This is a genomic window from Pseudomonas sp. B16(2017), from assembly GCF_002113205.1.
GTDB lineage: Bacteria > Pseudomonadota > Gammaproteobacteria > Pseudomonadales > Pseudomonadaceae > Aquipseudomonas > Aquipseudomonas pharyngis.
On the sequence record NZ_NEKA01000019.1, the window covers coordinates 48,474 to 71,131 of the forward strand.

Sequence of the window (22,658 nt, forward strand, 5' to 3'; positions counted from 1 at the left end):
TGGACTGGATGGTGAGTGACCATTTGCGTCACTTCTGGACGGAATGTGTTGTTCCGACAGACGCCTTCGTCGGATCGCCGCCCGGAGCAAGCCCGCTCCCACACTCGATCGCGTGTCTCTGGAAAAACGCAGTCGAGTGTGGGAGCGGGCTTGCTCGCGAAGAGGCCTGAAAGGCCAATAAAGATCTAGCGTTCGTGCAACGCCTCGGCCCGCGCCCGGATGATCGGCTTGAGCAGATAGCTCAGCACGGTCTTCTTGCCGGTGATGATGTCCACCGACGCCACCATCCCCGGGATGATCAGCAACGGCTTCTCGTCAGTGCCGAGATGGCTGCGCTCGGTGCGCAGCTTGATGACGTAGTAGGTGGTTTTCTTGTCTTCGTCGGTGATGGTGTCGGCGCCGATCTGCTCAAGCTTCGCCTTCAGACCGCCGTAGATGGTGTAGTCATACGCGGTGAATTTCACCGTGGCCTCCTGGCCCGGATGCAGGAATGCGATGTCCTGCGGGCGGATCTTCGCTTCGACCAGCAGGGTGTCGTCCAGCGGCACGATTTCCAGCAGGTCGCTGCCCGGCTGGATCACGCCACCGATGGTGTTGACCAGCATCTTGTTGACGATACCCCGCACCGGCGAGGTGACGAGCGTCCGGCTGACCCGGTCTTCCAGCGCCTTGCCGGTGGCCTGGGCCTTGTTCAGGTCGGTGCGCGCTTCGTTGAGCTGAGTCAGGGCTTCGCTGCGGAATTTGCCGCGGGTCTCATCGATCTTGCGCTGCACTTCCTTGATCGCCGATTCGGCGCGCGGGATCGCCAGGGTGGTGGCGTCGAGCTGACCACGGGTTTCCACTTCGGCACGCTTGAGTCGCAGCACTTCCACCGGCGATACCGCGCCCTGGGCCACCAGCGGCTCGGACATGTTGATTTCCTGGCGTTGCAGGCCCAGTTGCTGGCGATATTGCGCCTGCTTCGAGGTGAACTCGCGCAGCTCTTGCTGGCGCTGGATCAACTGCTCCTGCAGGCCACCGACCTCGTCGTGCAGTTGCTGGCGACGGCTGATGTACAACGACTCTTCGCTCTTGGCCTGACCCGGCACGGCTTTGAGCACGTCCTCGGGGAAATTCAGCGGCCGGTCATCGACCTCGGCGCTCAGGCGCTCGACCCGCAGCAGCATCGACAGGCGATCAGCCTCGGTTTCACCGACGTTGGAGGCGAATCGCGTGTCATCCAGGCGTACCAGCGGTGCGCCGGCCTCGACGATCTGGCCTTCCTTGACGAACAGCTCGGAGACGATACCGCCTTCGAGGTTCTGGATTTTCTGGATCTTCGACGAGGGAATCGCCTTGCCGTCGCCCTTGGTCACTTCGTCGATGACGGCGAAATTGGCCCATAGCATCAGGAACACGAAGAAGCCGATGATCGCCCAGATCGTCAGCCGCACCACGCGCGGCGCGTCCTCGATCAAGGCCTTGTTGACCTCCGGCAGGGGCTGGCCCTGCAGCGATGCCGAGCCCTTGAAGTAGCGGCGGATCGAATCCTTGAAACCCGACTTAAGCAACACTGATCTGCCCCTTCTTCAACGCTTCCATGACGGCCGCTTTCGGGCCGTCGGCGAGGATCTGCCCACGGTCGACCACCAGCAGGCGATCGACCAGCGACAGCAGCGATGCCCGGTGCGTCACCAGCACCACGGTCTTGTTTTCCACCACCGCCGCGAGGCGTTGTTTGAGGCGTTCTTCGCCGGTGTTGTCCATGGCGCTGGTCGGCTCATCGAGTAACAGGATCGGCGGATTGAGCAACAGCGCCCGGGCCAGGGCGACGTTCTGGCGCTGACCGCCGGACAGGTTCTGCCCGCGCTCGCCGACTTGCAGCTCATAACCCTGTGGATGCAGGCGGGCGAATTCATGGACGCCGGCCAGTTCGGCGGCCTGCAGGACAAGCTCGTCCTCGACGTAACGGGCGCCGGAAATCAGGTTGTCGCGCAGGGTGCCGGCCAGCAGCTGGATGTCCTGCGGCACGTAGCCGATGTTGTAGCGCAGCTCGCTGACGTCGATCTGGCGGATGTCGACGCCGTCCACCAGCAACGCACCGTCGTCCGGCTGATAGAGGCCGACCAGCAGTTTCGCCAGTGAGCTCTTGCCGGAACCGCTGCGGCCGATGATGCCGATCTTCTCACCGGGACGGATCACCAGGTTGATGTTCTTCAGCGCCGGGTTCTGTTGTTCCGGGTAGGTGAAGCTGAGCTGGCGGCATTCGATCGCGCCTTGCAGCACCTTGCGGCTCAGCGGGCGCTCTTCGAAATTGCGCTCTTGCGGCAGCTCCATCATCTGGTCGACCGAAGTCATGGTCACCCGCGCCTGCTGGTAACGGGTCAGCAGACCGGACAGCGACGCCAGCGGGCTGAGGGCGCGGCCACTGAGCATGTAGCAGGCGATCAGGCCGCCCATGCTCAGGTTGCCGGCGATGATCTGGTACACGCCGAAGACGATCATGATCACCCCGGCCAGTTGCTGGATCAGCAGGGTGATGTTCATCGCCAGACCGGAGAGCATTTTCACCCGCAGCTCGAGACGGCTGAGGGTGCCGATGGTCTGTTCCCACTGGTACTGGCGTTCGCTTTCGGCGTTGTTGACCTTCACCGCGTCGAGGCCGGCGAGGGTTTCGATCAGGCTCGACTGACGCTCGGCGCCGAGGGCCATGGTGCGTTCCATGGTTGCCACCAGCGGCTTCTGCAAGGCGTAGCCGATCAGCAGCGCAATCGGAAAGGCCAGCACCGGAATCCACACCAGATGCCCGCCGAGAATCGCGATGACGATGAAGATCAGGATGGTGAACGGCAGGTCGATCAGGCTGGTCAGGGTCAGCGAGGCGAGGAAATCGCGCAGGCTCTGGAATTCGTGGATGTTCTGGGCAAAGCTGCCGACCCGCGCCGGGCGGTATTTCATGGCCATGCCGACGATGCGTTCGAACAGCGTGGCAGAGATGATCAGGTCGGTTTTCTTGCCGGCCAGATCAAGGCACAGGCTGCGCAGGCTCTTGAGGATCAGGTCGAACAGATAGGCGCCGGTGATGCCCAGCGCGAGCACCCACAGGGTCGCTTCGGCCTGGTTCGGCACCACGCGGTCGTAGACGTTCATCACGAACAGCGGCGCGGCCATGGCGATGATGTTGATCAGGAAACTGGCGGCGATGGCGTCGGCGTACAGCCAGCGCGAACGCTTGAGGGTGTCGCGAAACCACGAGCGTGCACGCGGGATCAGCGTGCCGTGGTTGACGTCGAATTTGTGCTGGGGCTGGGCGAAGAACACTTTGCCGGTGTAGTCGTCGGCCAGCAGCTCGCGGCTGACCAGGGACTCGCCGCCGTCGCTTTCGCTGAGCAGCACCCGTGCGTCGTTCTCACCCTGCCAGCCGAGCAGGACGGCACTGCGGCCATCTTTGAGCAGCAACAGCGCCGGCATGGCAATCGCCGGAATCTCTTCCAGCTTGCGTTGCAGCACCCGCCCTTGCAGCCCGGCGCGCGCCGCTGCACGGGGCAGCAGCTCGACACTCAGGCGTTGTTTGGGCAGCGGCAGGCCGGTGGTCAGCATCGCCGCGCTGGCGGGTTTCTGGTGGAGCATGCAAAGAGCGAGCAGACCATCCAGTAACGGATCGTCGTGCAACGCGCGTGGATCATGACTGAGATGAACTCGACTGACTTCTGATTCCACGCTCGACACTCTTTAGCAGTTGAAAAGGGACAACTCAATTCATCCCAGGCAGCTGGACCTTGGGCTTCACGTCGTTCTGCACAACGGATGCCAAGGGTGCGACCACTCCCTGGCTCTTGAGCAATTCGCCCATGGTCGCCTTGATTCGATACTGAGTAAATAACTGAATGTTTTTGATTTCAGCCAGACGGCGCGAAGCGGTGAACAGCTCGTTTTCACTGTCGAGCAAATCCAGCAGGGTCCGTTCGCCGAGGCTGAACTGGCGCTGGTAAGCAGTGCGCACCGAGGTGCTGTGATCAACGTACTGCTGAGCGATCGGCACCTGGGCGTTGGCGTTGTTCAGGGCGTTCCAGGCCAGGCCCAGTTCTTCATTCAATTGGCGCAAGGCGTTGTTGCGGATGTCCAGCGCCTGGTTCGACAGGTAGGACTTGGACTCCAGATCCGCCTTGTTGCTGCCGCCCGAATACAGGTTGAAGCGCATGCGCAACATGGCCTGCCATTCGTTATTGTGACCGTTCTGGCCGTCGAGGTCGTTGTCGGCAGTGCGGCCCAGCTCGGCGTCGAAGCGCGGGTAGAAGGTCGACTTGGCAGTCTCGTATTGCTTCTCGGCCGCGGCGATATCGGACTCGGCCGAACGCAGGATCGGGCTGTTTTCCAGCATCTGCTGGCGCGCTTCATTCAGGTTGGCCGGCATCATCGCCATGAACGGCGCCGGACGCTCCAGCTGATCGGGCATCTGGCCGACGGCGCTGAGGAAGTTGGTTTCCGAGTCGGCGAGGTTGGTCTGCTCGGTGATCAGGTTGTTGCGGGCCTGGGCCATCCGCGCTTCGGCCTGATCGAGGTCGGCACCGCTGCCGACGCCGCGCTGGGTGCGCAGCTGGATCTGGTCGTAGATACGTTGGTGGCTTTTTAGGTTTTCTTCGGCCAGACGCACGAATTCGCGACGGGTCAGCACATCCAGATAAACCTGGGCCACGGTCAGCGCGGTGCGTTCGGAAGTGCCGAGCAGGGAATACGCGCGGGAGTTGACGGTGGCTTGTTGACGCCCGACTTCGCTGGACGTCGCAAAACCGTCAAAAACCATTTGCGAGAGACGTAAACTTGACTCGCTGCGGTTCAGGGTTTCCCAGTGATTGCCGCCACCATTGGCGCGGGTGGTCACGCTGTCGGTGCCTTCACGACCATAACCGCCCAGCAGATCGACCTTGGGCAGGTATCCACCTTTTGCAGCCTTTAATTGATAATCCGCGGCCAGCCGACTGTTGACCCCTGCCTGGATTTCCGGATGGACATCCAGCGCCTGCTGCATGGCTTCTGGTAAGGATTGTGCTTGTACGAAAGAGGCGGCGAGAGCGAAGGGTAGAGCCTTGAACAGGTGCGAACGCATGGTAAAGATTTCCCAGAACTTCTTGTCTTGAATCACAGCAAATTGGTGAGCTGCGTCGGAAGATGGCAACCGGAATGACCGTATGTCGGAAAGTTTAAAACCGGAACTGGATCACACGCTGAAGGGCAGGTCGCCGCATAAATATCAATGTGACATTACTGGGACGATTGTTTAGGATGGCACCCAGAAGGTCAATAGTTTGGCATAAAGTTAATAGCGAAAGAATCTAGCCAAAATATTGACGAACAGCAGCGTCAACTTTGCTTCATCTTTTTTTAAAAGTACGTCCAGACTGAATCGGCGCAGACAGCCATCAGGTCTATGGAAGTCAACTGAACGTGACACCCGGAGAGTCTTCAATGAGCAGTGTTGTTGCCATCGTCAAAAGCATTGTCGGTCAGGTTTTCGTGGTGTCCCCAGAGGGCGTCCGTCGCGTACTCGTTGAAGGCGACCGGCTGTTTGCCGGCGATCAGGTCGACACCGGCGTTTCCGGCGCCGTGTCCCTGGAACTGGCCGATGGCCGCACGATCGATCTGGGCCGTGACACTCAGTGGAGCGCCGATACCCCGGACTCCAGCACCGACCTGGCCGAAGCCACCGCGCAAGCCGCGCCGTCGGTAGAAGAGCTGCAACAAGCCATCGCCGCCGGTGTCGACCCGACTACCGCCCTTGACGCCACCGCTGCCGGCCCGAGCGCCGCAGGGACTGGCGGTGCCGCCGGCGGCGGTCACAGCTTCGTGATGCTCGATGCGACCGCCGGCCGCGTCGACCCCACCATCGGTTTCCCGACTGCGGGCATCAACGCTGCCGGCCAGGCCGCGCAGAACATCACCGGCGGCCAGACCACCGACACCAACGCCAATGCCCTGCGCGAATCGACCCTGAGCCTCAGCGCCACGCCGAGCATCACCGAAGCCGGCGGCGTGCTGGTGTACACCGCAACGCTGACCCAGGCGCCGCTGACCGACCTGACCATCACCCTGTCCAACGGTGCGGTGATCGTGATTCCGGCCGGTTCCACCACCGGCACCGTCAACGTGCCCCTGGCGCCGAACGACACTGTTTATAACGACCCGACCCAGATCGACGTGACCGTCACCGGCACCACCGGCGGCAACGGCATCACCGTGACCCCGCCGACCACCCCGGCCACGACCCAGGTCACCGACACCATCGACACCACCACCGTGACCCTGACGGCGGGCCCGAGCGTGACCGAAGGCGGTCAGATCACCTACACCGCGACCCTGACCAACCCGGCGCAGACGCCGGTGACCGTGACCCTGTCCAACGGCTCGACCATCACTATCGGCGCCGGCCAGACCACCGGCACCGTCAACGTGCCGACCGCACCGAATGACGTCTATAACAACGGCAGCACCGTCACCACCACCATCACCGGTGCCACGGGCGGCAACTTCGAAAACCTGGTGCCGAACCCGACACCGGCCGTTACCACGATCGTCGATTCGGTCGACACCACGAATCTGACTCTGACCGCCACCGGCACCGTGGTCGAAGGTGGCCAGATCACCTACACCGCAACCCTGACCAACCCGGCGCAGACACCGGTGACCGTCACCCTGTCGAACGGTTCGACCATCACCATCGGCGCCGGCCAGACCACCGGCAGCGTCAACGTGCCGACCGCACCGAATGACGTCTACAACAACGGCGGCACCGTCAGCACCACGATTACCGGCGCTACCGGCGGCAATTTCGAGAATCTGGTGCCAAACACGACGCCAGCGACCACTACCGTCACCGACTCCATCGACACCACCAACCTGTCGCTGAGCGCCACCGGTTCCGTGGCGGAAGGCGGTTCGATCGTCTACACCGCAACCCTGACCAATCCGGCCGGCACCCCGGTGACCGTGACGTTGAGCAACGGCTCCGTCATCACCATCGAGGCCGGTAAAACCACCGGCACCGTGACCGTTCCGGCGCCTGCCGATGACGTCTACAAAGACGCGGGCAAGGTCGAAGTGACCATCAAGGACGCCACCGGCGGCAACTTCGAGAATCTGGTGCCAAGCACTGTTCCCGCTGTCACCGAAGTGACTGACACCATCGACACGTCGACGGTCAAACTGACGGCTGATACTTCGGTTGCAGAAGGCGGCACCGTTACTTATACCGCAACGGTTGGCGCACCAGTCACCGGTTCGCCGGTGACTGTCACTTTGGCCAACGGTCAGACCATCACCATCGAAGTGGGCAAAACCACCGGCACCGTGACCACCACCGCGCCGAACGACGCATTGGCTGGCAACGCATCGCTGACCAACTCGATCACCGGCGTTTCCGGCGGTAATTACGAGAATCTGGTGGCCGACAAGACCCCGGTTTCGACCACGGTGACAGACGTTGCCGACACCACCAACCTGACCCTGAGCGCCACCGGTACTGTCGCCGAGGGCGGTTCGATTGTTTACACCGCGACCCTGACCAATCCTGCGGGCACCCCGGTGACCGTGACGTTGAGCAACGGCTCCGTCATCACCATCGAAGCGGGTAAAACCACTGGCACCGTGACCGTTCCGGCGCCTGCCGATGACGTCTATAAAGACGCTGGCAAGGTCGAAGTGACGATCAAGGACGCCACCGGCGGCAACTTCGAGAACCTGGTGCCAAGCACCGTTCCGGCTGTCACCGACGTGACCGATACCGTCGACACCACCACCGTCAAACTGACCGCGACCGAATCGGCGGTCGAGGGCGGTACCGTTACTTACACCGCGACAGTTGGAGCGCCCGTAACTGGCTCGCCGGTCACCGTGACCCTGGCCAACGGCCAAAGCATCACGATTGAAGTGGGCAAGACCACCGGCACCGTGACCACCACAGCACCGAACGACGCATTGGCCGGCAACGCACCGCTGACCAACGCGATCACCGGCGTGAGCGGCGGCAACTACGAGAATCTGGTCGCCGACAAGACTCCGGTTTCGACCACCGTCACTGACACCGTCGACACCACCAACCTGACCCTGAGCGCCACCGATTCCGTGGCCGAGGGCGGCTCGATCATCTACACCGCGACGCTGACCAATCCGGCCGGCACGCCGGTGACCGTGACCTTGAGCAACGGCGCGGTCATCACCATCGAAGCCGGCAAGACCACCGGCACCGTGACCGTTCCAGCGCCTGCCGATGACGTCTACAAGGATGCCGGCAAAGTCGAAGCGACCATCACCGGCGCAACCGGTGGCAACTTCGAAAACCTGGTGCCAAGCACTGTGCCGGCCGTGACCCAGGTCACCGATACCATCGACACCTCGACCGTCAAACTGACCGCGTCCGAGTCCGCGGCGGAAGGCGGTACCGTTACTTACACCGCGACGGTGGGCGCCCCGGTCACCGGCTCGCCGGTGACCGTGACCCTGGCCAACGGTCAGGCGATCACCATCGAAGTCGGCAAAACCACCGGCACCGTGACTACCACGGCGCCGAACGACGTACTGGCCGGCCATGCACCGCTGACCAACTCGATCACCGGTGTGAGCGGCGGTAACTACGAAAACCTCGTGGCCGACAAAACGCCGGTCAGCACCACCATCACCGACACCGTCGACACCACCACCGTATCGCTGACCGCCACCGGCAACGTCAACGAGGGCGGGCAGATCGTCTACACCGCGACCCTGACCAATCCGGCCGGCACCCCGGTGACCGTGACGTTGAGCAACGGCTCCGTCATCACCATCGAAGCCGGTAAAACCACCGGCACCGTGACCGTTCCAGCCCCGACCGATGACGTCTATAAAGACGCCGGCAAAGTCGAAGTGACCATCAAGGACACTTCCGGCGGCAATTTCGAAAACCTGGTGGCCAACCCGACGCCAGCGGTGACCAACGTCGCCGACACCATCAACACCACGCACCTGACCCTCAGCGCCGAAAGCTATGTGCTCGAAGGCACGTCGATCACTTACACCGCGACCCTGACCAACGCCGCGCAGACGCCGGTGACCGTCAACCTGAGCAACGGCCAGACCATCGTTATCGAGGCCGGCAAGACCAGCGGTTCGGTGACCATCCCGGCGCCGAGCGATGACGTCTACAAGGATGTCAGCAAGCTCACCGTGACCATGACCGATGCCAGCGGCGGCAACTTCGAGAAGCTCGACGTCAGCAAGACGCCGGTCAGCACCACGGTCAACGACACCATCGACAAGACCACGCTGACCCTGAGCGCCAGCGACACCGTCAGCGAAGGTGGCCAGATCACCTACACCGCGACCCTGAGCAACCCGGCCGGCACCGCCATGACCGTGACCCTGGCCAACGGCGCGGTCATCAACATCGCCGCCGGTGCCACCAGCGGTTCGGTGAATTTCCCTGCGCCGGCCAACACGCCTTACATCGATGGCGGCAAGGTGCAGACCGCGATTGCCAGCCACAGCGGCGGCAACTTCGAACAGGTCGATGCCAACCGTACGGCTGTGGTGACCAAGGTTACCGACACCGTCGACACCACCAATATCAGCCTGAGCGCCACCGGTTCGGTCGCCGAGGGCGGTTCGATCATCTACACCGCGACCCTGACCAACCCGGCCGGCACGGCCATGACCGTGACCCTGAGCAACGGCGCGGTGATCAACATCGCCAAAGGCGCGAGCACCGGTACCATCACCGTCGCCGCACCGGGCGACGACGTGTACAAGGACGCCGGCAAAGTCGACGCCAGCATTACCAAGACCAGCGGCGGCAACTTTGAAAACCTGGTGGTCGACAAGACCCCGGCGGTGACCGACGTCACCGACACCATCGATACCAGCACCGTTTCCCTGAGCGCCACGGCCAGCACCGTTGAAGGCGGCGTGGTGGTTTACACCGCCTCCGTCACCGCACCGGTGACCGGCTCGCCGGTGGTCGTGACCCTGTCCAACGGCCAGACCATCACCATCCCGGTCGGCGCCAGCAGCGCCAGCGTCAACTACACCGCACCGAACGATGCACTGGCCGGCGGCAACACGCTGAGCGTGAAGATCGACGGCACCAGCGGCGGCAATTACGAAAACCTGGTCGCCGACAAGACGCCGGCCGTGACGTCAGTCACCGACACCGTCGACACCACCAATCTGACCTTGAGCGCTACAGGTTCCGTGGCTGAAGGTGGTTCGATCGTTTACACCGCCACGCTGACCAATCCGGCTGGCACGCCAGTGACCGTGACCCTGAGCAACGGCTCGGTGATCACCATCGAAGCGGGTAAAACCACTGGCACCGTGACCGTTCCGGCTCCGGCCGATGACGTCTACAAAGACGCCGGCAAAGTCGAAGTGACCATCAAGGATGCGTCCGGCGGCAACTTCGAGAATCTGGTGCCGAGCACTGTTCCGGCCGTCACTGAAGTGACTGACACCATCGATACGTCGACCGTGAAGCTGAGCGCCGATACGTCGGTGGCTGAGGGCGGCACTGTCACCTACACCGCAACTGTTGGCGCTCCGGTGACTGGCTCGCCGGTCACCGTGACTCTGGCCAACGGTCAGACGATCACCATCGAAGTGGGCAAGACCACCGGCACCATCACCACCACCGCGCCGAACGATGCGTTGAACGGTCACACCCCGCTGAGCAACTCGATTACTGGCGTGTCTGGAGGTAACTACGAAAATCTGGTGGCCGACAAGACCCCGGTTTCGACCACCGTCACCGACACCGTCGACACGACCAACCTGACCCTCAGCGCGACAGGTTCCGTGGCCGAAGGCGGCTCGATCGTTTACACCGCAACGCTGACCAACCCGGCCGGCACCCCAGTCACCGTGACACTGAGCAACGGCGCTGTTATCACCATCGAGGCCGGTAAAACCACCGGCACCGTGACCGTCGATGCGCCGAAAGACGACGTCTACAAGGACGCCGGCAAAGTCGAAGTGACCATCAAGGATGCAACCGGTGGCAACTTCGAAAACCTGGTGCCGAGCACTGTTCCGGCCGTTACCGAAGTCACTGACACCATCGACACCACCACGGTCAAACTGACTGCAACCGAATCGGCAGCTGAAGGCGGCACCGTCACTTACACCGCCACCGTTGGCGCGCCAGTGACCGGCTCGCCTGTGACCGTGACCCTGGCCAATGGTCAGTCGATCACCATCGAGGTCGGCAAGACCACCGGCACCATCACCACCACTGCGCCGAACGATGCGTTGAACGGTCACACACCGCTGACCAACGCGATCACTGGCGTGAGCGGCGGTAACTACGAAAATCTCGTAGCCGACAAAACGCCGGTCAGCACCACCGTGACCGACACCGTCGACACCACCACCCTGACCCTGAGCGCCACGCCGGAAGTCAACGAAGGTGGCCAGATCACCTACACCGCGACCCTGACCAACGCCGCTGGCACTCCGGTGACCGTGACGTTGAGCAACGGCGCCGTGATCACCATCGAGGCCGGCAAAACCTCCGGCACCGTGACCGTCGATGCACCGAAGGACGACGTCTACAAGGACGCCGGCAAAGTCGAGACGACCATTTCGACCACCACCGGTGGCAACTTCGAGAACCTGGTCACCAGCACCGCCCCGGCGGTCACCACCGTCAATGACACCATCGACACGTCCACCGTGTCGCTGACCGCCACCGCCAACGTCGCCGAAGGCGAAACCGTGGTCTACACCGCGACCGTGACGGCGCCAGTGACCGGTTCGCCGCTCGTCGTGACCCTGTCCAACGGACAGACCATCACCATCGCCGTCGGCGAAACCACCGGCACCGTGAATTTCGTCGCGCCGAACAGCCCGTTGGCGGGCGGCAGCTCGCTGAGCGTGACCATCGACAAGGCCACCGGTGGCAATTACGAAAACCTGGCGGTCGACGGCAAACCGGCAAATACCTCGGTTTCGGACACTGTCGACACGACCAACCTGAACCTGACGGCCACCGACTCGGTGGCCGAGGGTGGTTCGATCACTTACACCGCGACCCTGACCAACCCGGCCGGCACGCCGGTGACCGTGACCCTGTCGAACGGTGCCGTCATTACTATCGAGGCCGGTAAAACCACCGGCACCGTGACCGTCGATGCACCGAAAGACGACGTCTACAAAGACGCCGGCAAAGTCGAGGCAACCATTTCGACCGCTACTGGCGGTGGTTTCGAGAACCTGGTGCCAAGCACCGTTCCGGCCGTAACCAACGTCACCGACACCATCGATACCACCACGGTGAAACTCACCGCGACCGAGTCGGCGGCGGAAGGCGGCACCGTTACTTACACCGCGACTGTCGGTGCGCCTGTCACCGGTTCGCCTGTGACCGTGACCCTGGCCAATGGTCAGTCGATCACCATCGAAGTCGGTAAAACCACGGGTACCGTGACCACCACCGCGCCGAACGATGCGCTCAACGGCCATGCGCCGCTGACCAACGCGATCACTGGCGTGACTGGCGGTAACTACGAAAACCTCGTGGCTGACAAAACCCCGGTCAGCACCACCGTGACTGACACCGTCGACACCACCAACCTGACCCTGAGCGCCACTGGCTCGGTGGCCGAGGGTGGCTCGATCGTCTACACCGCGACCCTGACCAACCCGGCGGGTACGCCGGTGACCGTAACCCTGTCGAACGGTGCCGTCATCACCATCGAGGCCGGTAAAACCACCGGTACCGTGACCGTCGATGCGCCGAAAGACGACGTCTACAAAGACGCCGGCAAAGTCGAAACGACCATTTCGACCGCCACCGGTGGCAACTTCGAAAACCTGGTGCCAAGCACTGTTCCGGCCGTGACCGAAGTCACCGACACCATCGATACCACTACGGTGAAACTGACCGCGACTGAAGCGGCAGCTGAAGGCGGTACCGTCACTTACACCGCGACTGTTGGCGCGCCAGTGACCGGTTCGCCTGTGACCGTAACCCTGGCCAATGGTCAGTCGATCACCATCGAAGTGGGTAAAACCACTGGCACCGTCACCACCACTGCGCCAAACGATGCGCTCAACGGTCATGCGCCACTGACCAACGCGATCACCGGCGTGAGCGGCGGCAACTACGAAAACCTGGTGGCCGACAAAACGCCGGTCAGCACCACCGTGATCGACACTGTCGACACCACCAATCTGTCGCTGACTGCGACGGGCACCGTGGCCGAAGGCGGTTCGATCACCTACACCGCGACCCTGACCAATCCTGCCGGCACTCCGCTGACCGTGACCCTGTCTAACGGCGCCGTCATCACCATCGAGGCCGGTAAAACCACCGGCACGGTGACCGTTCCAGCACCTGCCGATGACGTCTACAAAGACGCCGGCAAAGTCGAAGTGACCATCAAAGACGCAACCGGTGGCAACTTCGAGAACCTGGTTCCGAGCACCGTTCCAGCCGTAACGGAAGTCACCGACACCATCGACACGACGACCGTGAAGCTGACCGCTTCCGAAACGGCCGCTGAAGGTGGCACCGTTACTTACACCGCGACTGTTGGCGCGCCAGTGACGGGTTCGCCTGTGACCGTGACCCTGGCCAATGGTCAGTCGATCACCATCGAGGTGGGCAAAACCACCGGCACTGTGACCACCACTGCGCCGAACGATGCGCTCAACGGCCATGCGCCGCTGACCAACGCGATCACCGGTGTGAGCGGCGGTAACTACGAAAACCTCGTGGCCGACAAAACGCCGGTCAGCACCACCGTGACCGACACCGTCGACACCACCAACCTGACTCTCAGCGCCACCCATTCGGTCGCCGAGGGTGGTTCGATCACTTACACCGCCACCCTGACCAACGCTGCGGGCACCCCGGTGACCGTGACCTTGAGCAACGGCGCCGTGATCATCATTGAAGCCGGCAAAACCACCGGCACCGTGACCGTCGACGCGCCGAAGGACGACGTCTACAAAGACGCCGGCAAAGTCGAGGCGACCATTTCGACCGCCACCGGTGGCAACTTCGAAAACCTGGTGCCGAGCACTGTTCCTGCCGTGACCCAGGTCACCGATACCATCGACACCACCACGGTGAAACTCACCGCCACCGAGTCGGCGGCTGAAGGCGGCACTGTCACTTACACCGCCACCGTGGGCGCTCCTGTGACTGGCTCGCCAGTGACCGTGAACCTGTCGAATGGCCAAAGCATCACCATCGAGGTGGGTAAAACCACTGGCACCGTGACCACCACGGCGCCTAACGATGCGCTCAACGGCCACACGCCGCTGACCAACGCGATCACCGGCGTGAGCGGCGGTAACTACGAGAATCTGGTGGCCGACAAGACGCCAGTCAGCACTACCGTGACCGACACCGTCGACACCACCAACCTGTCGCTCAGCGCGACCGGCACCGTGGCCGAAGGTGGTTCGATCACCTACACCGCGACCCTGACCAACGCTGCGGGCACCCCGGTGACCGTGACCTTGAGCAATGGCGCCGTGATCACCATCGAGGCCGGTAAAACCACGGGCACCGTGACCGTCGCCGCGCCAGCCGATGACGTCTACAAAGACGCCGGCAACGTGCAAGCCACGATCACCAACGCGACTGGCGGCAACTTTGAGAACCTGGTCACCAGCACCACACCAGCGGTGACCAGCGTTACCGACACCATCGACACCACCACCGTGAAGCTGACCGCAACCGCAACAGCGGCCGAGGGCGGCACCGTCACCTACACCGCTACCGTAGGTGCGCCAGTGACTGGCTCGCCTGTGACCGTGAACCTGTCGAACGGCCAGAGCATTACCATCGAAGTCGGCAAGACCACCGGCACCGTGACCACTACCGCGCCGAACGACGTGCTGACCGGTCATGCACCGCTGACCAACGCGATCACTGGTGTGAGCGGTGGTAACTACGAAAATCTGGTGGCTGATAAAACCCCGGTTTCGACCACCGTCACCGACACCGTCGATACCACCAACCTGTCGCTCAGCGCGACAGGGACCGTGGCCGAAGGTGGCTCGATCACCTACACCGCGACCCTGACCAACGCCGCTGGCTCGCCAGTGACCGTGACCCTGAGCAACGGTTCGGTGATCACCATCGAAGCGGGCAAGACCACCGGCACCGTGACCGTTCCTGCGCCAGCCGACGACGTCTACAAGGACACCGGCAACGTGCAAGCCACGATCACCAACGCGACTGGCGGCAACTTTGAGAACCTGGTCACCAGCACCACACCAGCGGTGACCAGCGTTACCGACACCATCGACACCACCACCGTGAAGCTGACCGCAACTGCGACGGCGGCCGAGGGTGGCAACGTTGTCTACACCGCCACTGTTGGCGCTCCGGTGACTGGCTCGCCAGTGACGGTAACCCTGTCGAATGGTCAATCGATCACCATCGAAGTCGGCAAGACCAGCGGCACCGTGACCACCACCGCGCCTAACGACGTATTGAATGGTCATGCACCACTGACCAACGCGATCACCGGCGTGAGCGGCGGCAACTACGAGAATCTGGTGGCCGACAAGACCCCGGTCAGCACCACCGTGACCGATACCGTCGACACGACCAATCTGTCGCTCAGCGCTACCAATTCGGTCGCCGAGGGTGGCTCGATCACCTACACCGCGACCCTGACCAACGCTGCTGGCTCGCCAGTGACAGTGACCTTGTCCAACGGTTCGGTGATCACCATCGAAGCCGGCAAAACCACCGGCACCGTCACCGTTCCTGCGCCAGCCGATGACGTCTACAAAGACGCCGGCAACGTGCAGGCGACGATCAAGTCCGCCACCGGCGGCAACTTCGAGAACCTGGTCACCAGCACCACACCAGCCGTGACCAGCGTCACCGACACTATCGACACCACCACCGTGAAGCTGACCGCGACCACGACGGCGGCCGAAGGTGGCAACGTGGTCTACACCGCGACCGTCGGCGCGCCAGTGACAGGCTCGCCTGTGACCGTGACCCTGGCCAACGGTCAGTCGATCACCATCGAAGTCGGCAAAACCACCGGCAGTGTGACCACCACCGCGCCGAACGACGTGTTGAATGGTCATGCGCCACTGACCAACGCGATCACCGGCGTAAGCGGCGGCAACTACGAGAATCTGGTGGCCGACAAGACCCCGGTCAGCACCACCATCACCGACACCGTCGACACCACCAACCTGTCGCTCAGCGCGACCGGCACCGTGGCCGAAGGCGGCTCGATCACTTACACCGCGACCCTGACCAACGCCGCTGGCTCGCCAGTCACCGTGACCTTGTCGAACGGCGCCGTGATCACCATCGAAGCCGGCAAAACCACCGGCACCGTGACCGTTCCTGCGCCAGCCGACGACGTCTACAAGGACGCCGGCAACGTGCAGGCCACGATCACCAACGCTACCGGCGGCAATTTCGAAAACCTGGTGACCAGCAACACACCGGCCGTGACCAGCGTCACCGATACCATCGACACCACCACCGTCAGCATCACCGGCAGCACCTCGGTGACCGAAGGCCAGGCCGCAACCTACACCGTCAGCCTGACCAACCCGGCGCAAACCGAAGTCACCCTGAAAATCGTCTACAGCGGCACCGCCGCCGACGGTTCGGACTTCACCGGCGTGTACACCGTGAAAATCCCGGCGGGGGCCAGCAGTGCGCAGTTCAACGTCGCCACCATCGATGACAAGATCACCGAAGGCACCGAAAACTTCGTGGTCAAGATCGACTCGGCCACCGGTGGCAACTTCGAAAACCTGGCGGTCAGCAGCACCAATGGCAGCGTCAGCACCTCGATCATCGACAACGATGCACCGCCGGTCATCGACCTCGACGCCAACAACTCCAGCGGTGCAACGGGTGCCGACTACAAGGTGACCTTCACCGAGAACACCCCGGGCGCAGGTGTGTCGATTGCCGACACCGACATCAAGATCACCGACCCGGACAGCACCATGCTGACCGGCGCCACCGTCGTGCTGACCAACCGTCAGGACGGCGATGCGCTGAACCTGGGCAACAGCGTCAACGGCATTACCATCAACGCCAACAGCACCAACGGCACCGTCACCCTGACCCTGTCGGGTAACGCGACGCTCGCCGACTACATGCAGGCCATCAAGAACATCAGCTTCACCAACAGCAGTGAAGACCCGAGCACCGTGCCACGGATCATCACCGTGACCGTGACCGATGGCGGCAACTACTCCAACACCGCGACCACCACGGTCAACGTGGTGGCGGTCAACGATGCGCCGGTCGCTGCACCGGTCAACGTCACCGGCACCGAAGACACCCCGCTGATCCTCGGCTGGTCGACCTTCGGCGTCAGCGACGTCGACAGCCCTGCCAGCAGCCTGGGCGTGAAAATCACCCAGCTGCCGGGCGAAGGCAAACTGCAGTACCTGGACGGTTCGACCTGGAAAGACGTCGCCACCAACCAGACCTTCAGCAAGGCCGATATCGACGCCGGCAAGCTGCGCTTCCTGCCGGATGCCAACGAGTCGGGTGTGAACGGTTACGGTGGCACTGGCGTTGGTAACAATCAGGCCGACTACGCGCAGATCAAATTCCAGCCAACCGACGGCCAGTTGCTGGGCAACACAGGCACCATCAAGATCGACATCACCCCGGTGGCGGATGCGCCGACCCTGTCGGTGGCCGACAACAGCGTGAAATCCACCGGGCTGATCAAGGAAGTCTGGACCGGTCTGTCGGGCCTGGGCACCGACGGCAGCGGCGCGAATTCGACCACCCTGAAAAACGTGATCGACGGTGCCGGCAAGCCGAACACCAGCGGCACCGTGAATAACGTGCAGTCCGACGGCAGCGTGACCGCCGGCACCGCGTCGAAAACCTCGGGCCTGATTTATCTGGAAGCCGGCAAGACCTACACCTTCAGCGGCACCGGTGACGACAGCCTGCTGGTGACCATCGGTGGCAAGAGCGTGGCGTCCACGACGTGGGGCGCGGGCGGCAACCTCAACGGTTCGTTCACCCCGACCACCAGCGGCTACTACACCCTGGACATCTACCACCACAACCAGAGCGGCCCGGGCAGCTACGACGTCAACCTGTCGGTCAACGGCAGCACGCCGATCGACCTGAGCAGTGCCGGCGTGCCGATCTATACCGGCGTGCAGGATCTGGTGAATGCCGGCGTGACCGTCTCCGATCTGCACGGCAGCAACGGCGAAGGCTATTACGACGGCTACAAGCTCAACACCGGCGCCGAAGGCACCACCGTGAAACTGTCGTCGATCAGCACCGCGCTGACCGACACCGACGGCTCGGAAACCCTGAGCATCAAGATCAGCGGCGCACCGGTCGGTTCGGTGCTCAGCGATGGCGCAGGCCACAGCTTCACCGTGACCGCCACCAGCGGCGACGCCAACGTCACCGGCTGGAACCTCGGCACCCTGACCGTGACCCCGCCGACCTACTACAACGGCCAGTTCAACCTGACCGTGACCTCGACCTCAACCGAACAGGTCGGCGGCTCGGCCAGCACCACTGCGACCATCCCGGTCACCGTGGTGCCGGCGGTATATAACGCGGTGGTCGCCACTTCGGCCGACGACACCGTCACCGGCACCGACGGCAACGACATCATCGTCGCCGACATCGGCGGCCTGACCGTGGTGCCGGGCACCAACTACAACATCGCGTTCATGGTCGACAGCTCGGGCAGCATGAGCGCCTCGTCGATCAACGCCGCCAAGGACTCGCTGACGTCGGTGTTCAACACCCTCAAGCAGAGCCTGGGCAGCAACTCCGGCACGGTGAACATCTTCCTGGTGGACTTCGACACCCAGGTCAACAAGTCGGTGTCGGTGAACCTCAACGACCCGAACGCACTGACCTTGCTCAAGGCCGTGCTGGACTCGATGTCGTCCGGTGGTGGCACCAACTACGAGGACGTGTTCAAGGCCACGGCGAACTTCTTCCAGAGCGCCGAAGCGCTGGCCAACACCGGGGCGAAGAACCTCACGTACTTCATTACCGACGGCCAGCCGACTTACTACCAGAGCAACGAGCAGACCAACCCGACGCTGTACGGCAACGTGAAGCTCGATGATGTGGTCAAGACCAGCAACTACAAACTGGGCGACAGCTTCAGCACCTACATCGACAACACCCACTACCTGAGTATCAACACTGCCGGCGCCGTGGTATTGCAGACGTACAAGAACGGCAGCTGGAGCTGGAACAGCCTGGGTACCATCCACGCTCAGGGTGACGGTACCTACGAGATCTCGAGTCTGGCGGGCAACGGCAGCAGCACCACGACGACGACCACCGATAACGCCAGCAGCGGTTTCGCCTTGCTCAACGGTTTGTCGAATGTGGAGGCCATCGGCATCAACAGTGGTGTCAGCCTCAACGACCTGAAACCGTACGATTCGGACAAGACGCCACAGACCAACATCGATCCGAAGGACCTGGCCAACTCGATCATCGGCCACACCGAAGCGACGATGCCGGGCAACGACACCGTCAGCGGTGGCGACGGCAACGACATCCTGTTCGGCGACCTGGTGAGCTTCAACGGCATTGCCGGCGAGGGTTATCAGGCGATGCAGGCGTTCGTGGCCAAGGAAACCGGGGTCGACGTCAGCAAAGTCACCACCAGCAACGTGCACCAGTACATCACCGAGCACTATCAGGCGTTCGATGTGTCCGGTGCCCACGACGGCAACGACACGCTGCTGGGCGGCGCGGGCAATGACATCCTGTTCGGCTCGGGCGGCAACGACCTGCTCGACGGCGGCAAGGGCAATGACATCCTGCTCGGCGGCACCGGCAACGACACGCTGATCGGCGGTCAGGGCAACGACATCCTGATCGGTGGTTCCGGTGCCGACACCTTCGTCTGGAAGGCGGGCGACACCGGCAACGACGTGATCAAGGACTTCAAGGCCAGCGAAGGCGACCGCATCGACCTGCGTGACCTGTTGCAGGGCGAGACCGGCAGCACCATCGACAACTTCCTGAAGATCACCACGGTCGACGGCGTGTCGTCGCTGCAAGTCAGCTCGGGCGGCAAGTTCAACTCGGGCGATGCCGCAGCCGCCACACCGGACGTGACGATCAAACTGGAAGGCAACAACTGGTCCACGGCCAACATTCACAACCTGATTGCCGGCAGCGATCCGACCATCAAGGTCGACCACAACAACAGCTGATGCGTGAACAACGGCCGCCCCACTGGGGCGGCCGTCACGTTTGCAGCGCTTGAACCGGTGACGATTTCGTCGGCGCACCGCATACTCGCGCGCAGTTGGCTATGCTGCTGACAGCATGACGCTGGTCCATTTCCGAGGGATGCTCAATGTTTTACGTGCAACGCGATGCGCAGGGTCAGTTGATTCGCGTGGAAGCTGCGGCCTACGCCGAGGCCACGGAAACGCTGCCGGCCGACCACCATGAAATCCAGGCCTGGTACGCCAACGAAGCCGTGGAGAACAGCCTCAAACAGCTCAAGCAGAGCGACCTGGAAATGATCCGGGTACTCGATGACCTGATTCAGGTGCTGACTCAGAAAGGCGTGATCCGCGTCACCGACCTGCCAGCGGCGGCCCAGGCCAAGTTGATGGACCGGACCCAGGCGCGGGAAGCGCTGGGCGGGTTGAGTCAGTTGATCGATGAGGATGAGGGCGGGTTGATCTGATCCGTTTGATCGCTCCCACGCGGAGCGTGGGAGCGATCAGTCAGCCCCAGGGTTTCGGTTCACCGAAGAGCTGCCCCTGAACCCCATACAACCCCATCTCGCGAATCACCGACAATTCCCCTTGCGTCTCGACCCGCTCGGCAATCAGCGGCAGATCGATGCTATGCGCCGCACGCTGGATCGCTTCGATGAACAGGCGCTTGTCGCTTTCCTGATCGATCGCCCGGATGTAGCTGCCATCGATCTTCAGGTACGCCAGCCCCAGCCGCGCCAGGTTGCCGATCATGCTGAAGCGCCCGCCGAAGCGCTGCAGGCTCAAGGAGAAACCGAGTTCACGCAGGCGCCGGGTCAATTGTTCCAGCACCGCTTGCTCCGGCAATTGTTCCTCGCCGATTTCCAGGGTCAGGCGCGCACCGAGGTTGGAATGCGCCCGCAGAATCTCGAACACTTTGTTCAACGCCTGCGGATCGGCGAGGGTCGCCGAGGACAGGTTCAGCGCCAGGGATTGTTCATGGCCGGCCATCTGTTCCAGCACCTGCTCGAGCATCAACCGGTCCAGTCGCGCGGTCCAGCCGAAGCGCTCCAGCCACGGCAGGAAGCGTCCGGCGGGAATGGTCTGGCCCTGCTCGTCGAGCAAACGCGACAGCACTTTGTAATGCAATACCAATTGCGTGTCCTGCGCCGCCACCACCGGCTGGAAGAACAGCTCGAAGCGCTGCTGATTCAGGGCCTGATCGAGCAAGCGGTGCCAGGCGTGGTGATCGTCGCCGACCTCCGCCACCAGGCTCTGATCGAGGCACGCCCAGTTCTGCTCGCCCTGCCCTTCGGCCTGGGCCAGCGCCTGATCGCCGAGGCTGAGGACCGCTTGCGGCGAATCGCCGTGAGCGAACGGCGCCAGGCCGATAGAAGCCACGGCGGGCACGTCGGTGGCGCCTGTCGCGTGCAGGCTGCTCAACGCACTGTCGAGGCTCTGCGCCAATTGCAGCGCTTCTTCACGGGTCAACCCCGGCGCCAGCACGGCGAATTCACCGCCGCGAATGCGGGTGACGAGGTTCTGGGTTTCCGGGTATTTGGCGCACTCGCGGGACAGTTGCTCGCCGACCGCTTTCAACAATTCATCGGTGCGCTGACCGCCGAGGCGCTGGTTGAGACCGGCCAGGTCCTTGACCCGCAACAGCAGCAGATAACCGGAACTGGCTTGCTCCGGGTTGCTCACCCGCGCATTCAGCTGCATCTCGAAATAACGCCGGTTGGCCAGCCCCGTGAGGTTGTCCTGATAGGACTCGGTGCGCAGTTTTTCACTGCGTTCGGCCTGCTCCTGGAACAGCGCCTTGAGCTTCTCGACCATCTGGTTCATGGCCAGCACCACGCGGCGCAATTCAGGCGTGCGCGGCAGATCCGGCAGGCTGAGGAATTCGCGGCGGGCGATGGCGTGGGATTGTTTGACCATGTAATCCAGCGGCTTCAATTGCCGACGCAGCAACAGCGCGCCCAGCACCGCACTCACCGCCCCGCAGACCAGCAACCAGCCAAGGCTGCCGAGCGCGCTTTGCCAGAGCTTGGCCAGGGCGAACATCGGGTGGCTGACCACCTCGACCCGCGCCGCCTGCTCCCAGCCACGACTGACCAGCGCATCGCCACCGGCCGGTTCCAGGCCGATCAGTCTGACGAACCAGTCCGGCACGTTGGTGACCGCCGGAATGCCGTTGCGCTCGACAATGGTCTGGTCGGTCTTCAGATCGACCACGCGGATGCTCGAGTAATAACCGCTGTCGAAGATCGAGCTGACCAGCAGCTCGACCATCGCCGGGTCATCGATGTTCGGCGTCAACGACAGCGCCAGCGCCGTGGCCGCATCCTGGGCGTGGGAGCGCAACTGGTTGACGTACTGGGTGCGCGAGCTCTCCAGACTGACCATGAAGCTGCCGGTGAAGGCGACCACCAGGAACAGACATATAGCGATCAACAGCTGTTTGAACAAAGACATCTGAGCGC

6 protein-coding genes are annotated in these 22,658 nt (G+C 62.7%); 2 read left to right on the forward strand and 4 right to left on the reverse strand.

The window, feature by feature from the left end:
• Positions 1-185 precede the first annotated feature (185 nt).
• Genes CAG25_RS25500 through CAG25_RS25510 form a run of 3 tightly spaced genes read right to left on the reverse strand, consistent with a single transcriptional unit; the run spans position 186 to position 5,086 of the window.
• The gene (locus CAG25_RS25500; RefSeq protein WP_011331851.1) at positions 186-1,553 is read right to left on the reverse strand and encodes an HlyD family type I secretion periplasmic adaptor subunit; all 1,368 of its coding nucleotides are present in this window, start codon (positions 1,551-1,553) and stop codon (positions 186-188) included.
• Positions 1,543-3,699, reverse strand: coding sequence for a type I secretion system permease/ATPase (locus tag CAG25_RS25505; RefSeq protein ID WP_064382650.1), 2,157 nt, complete (start codon positions 3,697-3,699; stop codon positions 1,543-1,545). The genes CAG25_RS25500 and CAG25_RS25505 overlap by 11 nt, the downstream gene beginning before the upstream one ends.
• A 34-nt stretch (positions 3,700-3,733) precedes the next feature.
• A complete protein-coding gene (locus CAG25_RS25510) occupies positions 3,734-5,086 on the reverse strand; it encodes a TolC family outer membrane protein (RefSeq protein ID WP_011331849.1) in 1,353 nt (450 codons plus the stop codon).
• A 359-nt stretch (positions 5,087-5,445) separates the two neighbouring features.
• On the opposite strand from CAG25_RS25510, the gene CAG25_RS25515 reads away from it, so the two are divergent.
• Positions 5,446-20,178: a retention module-containing protein gene (locus tag CAG25_RS25515; protein ID WP_085613331.1), complete on the forward strand. Its 14,733-nt coding sequence runs from the start codon at positions 5,446-5,448 to the stop codon at positions 20,176-20,178.
• 146 nt (positions 20,179-20,324) lie between these two features.
• The gene (locus CAG25_RS25520) at positions 20,325-20,663 is read left to right on the forward strand and encodes a tryptophan synthase subunit beta (RefSeq protein WP_085613332.1); all 339 of its coding nucleotides are present in this window, start codon (positions 20,325-20,327) and stop codon (positions 20,661-20,663) included.
• Between the two features lie 40 nt (positions 20,664-20,703).
• Here the strand turns inward: CAG25_RS25520 and lapD are convergent, their stop codons facing one another.
• Entirely contained in the window at positions 20,704-22,650 is a 1,947-nt protein-coding gene (lapD, locus tag CAG25_RS25525; protein WP_085613333.1) for a cyclic di-GMP receptor LapD, read from the reverse strand.
• Positions 22,651-22,658 lie beyond the last annotated feature (8 nt).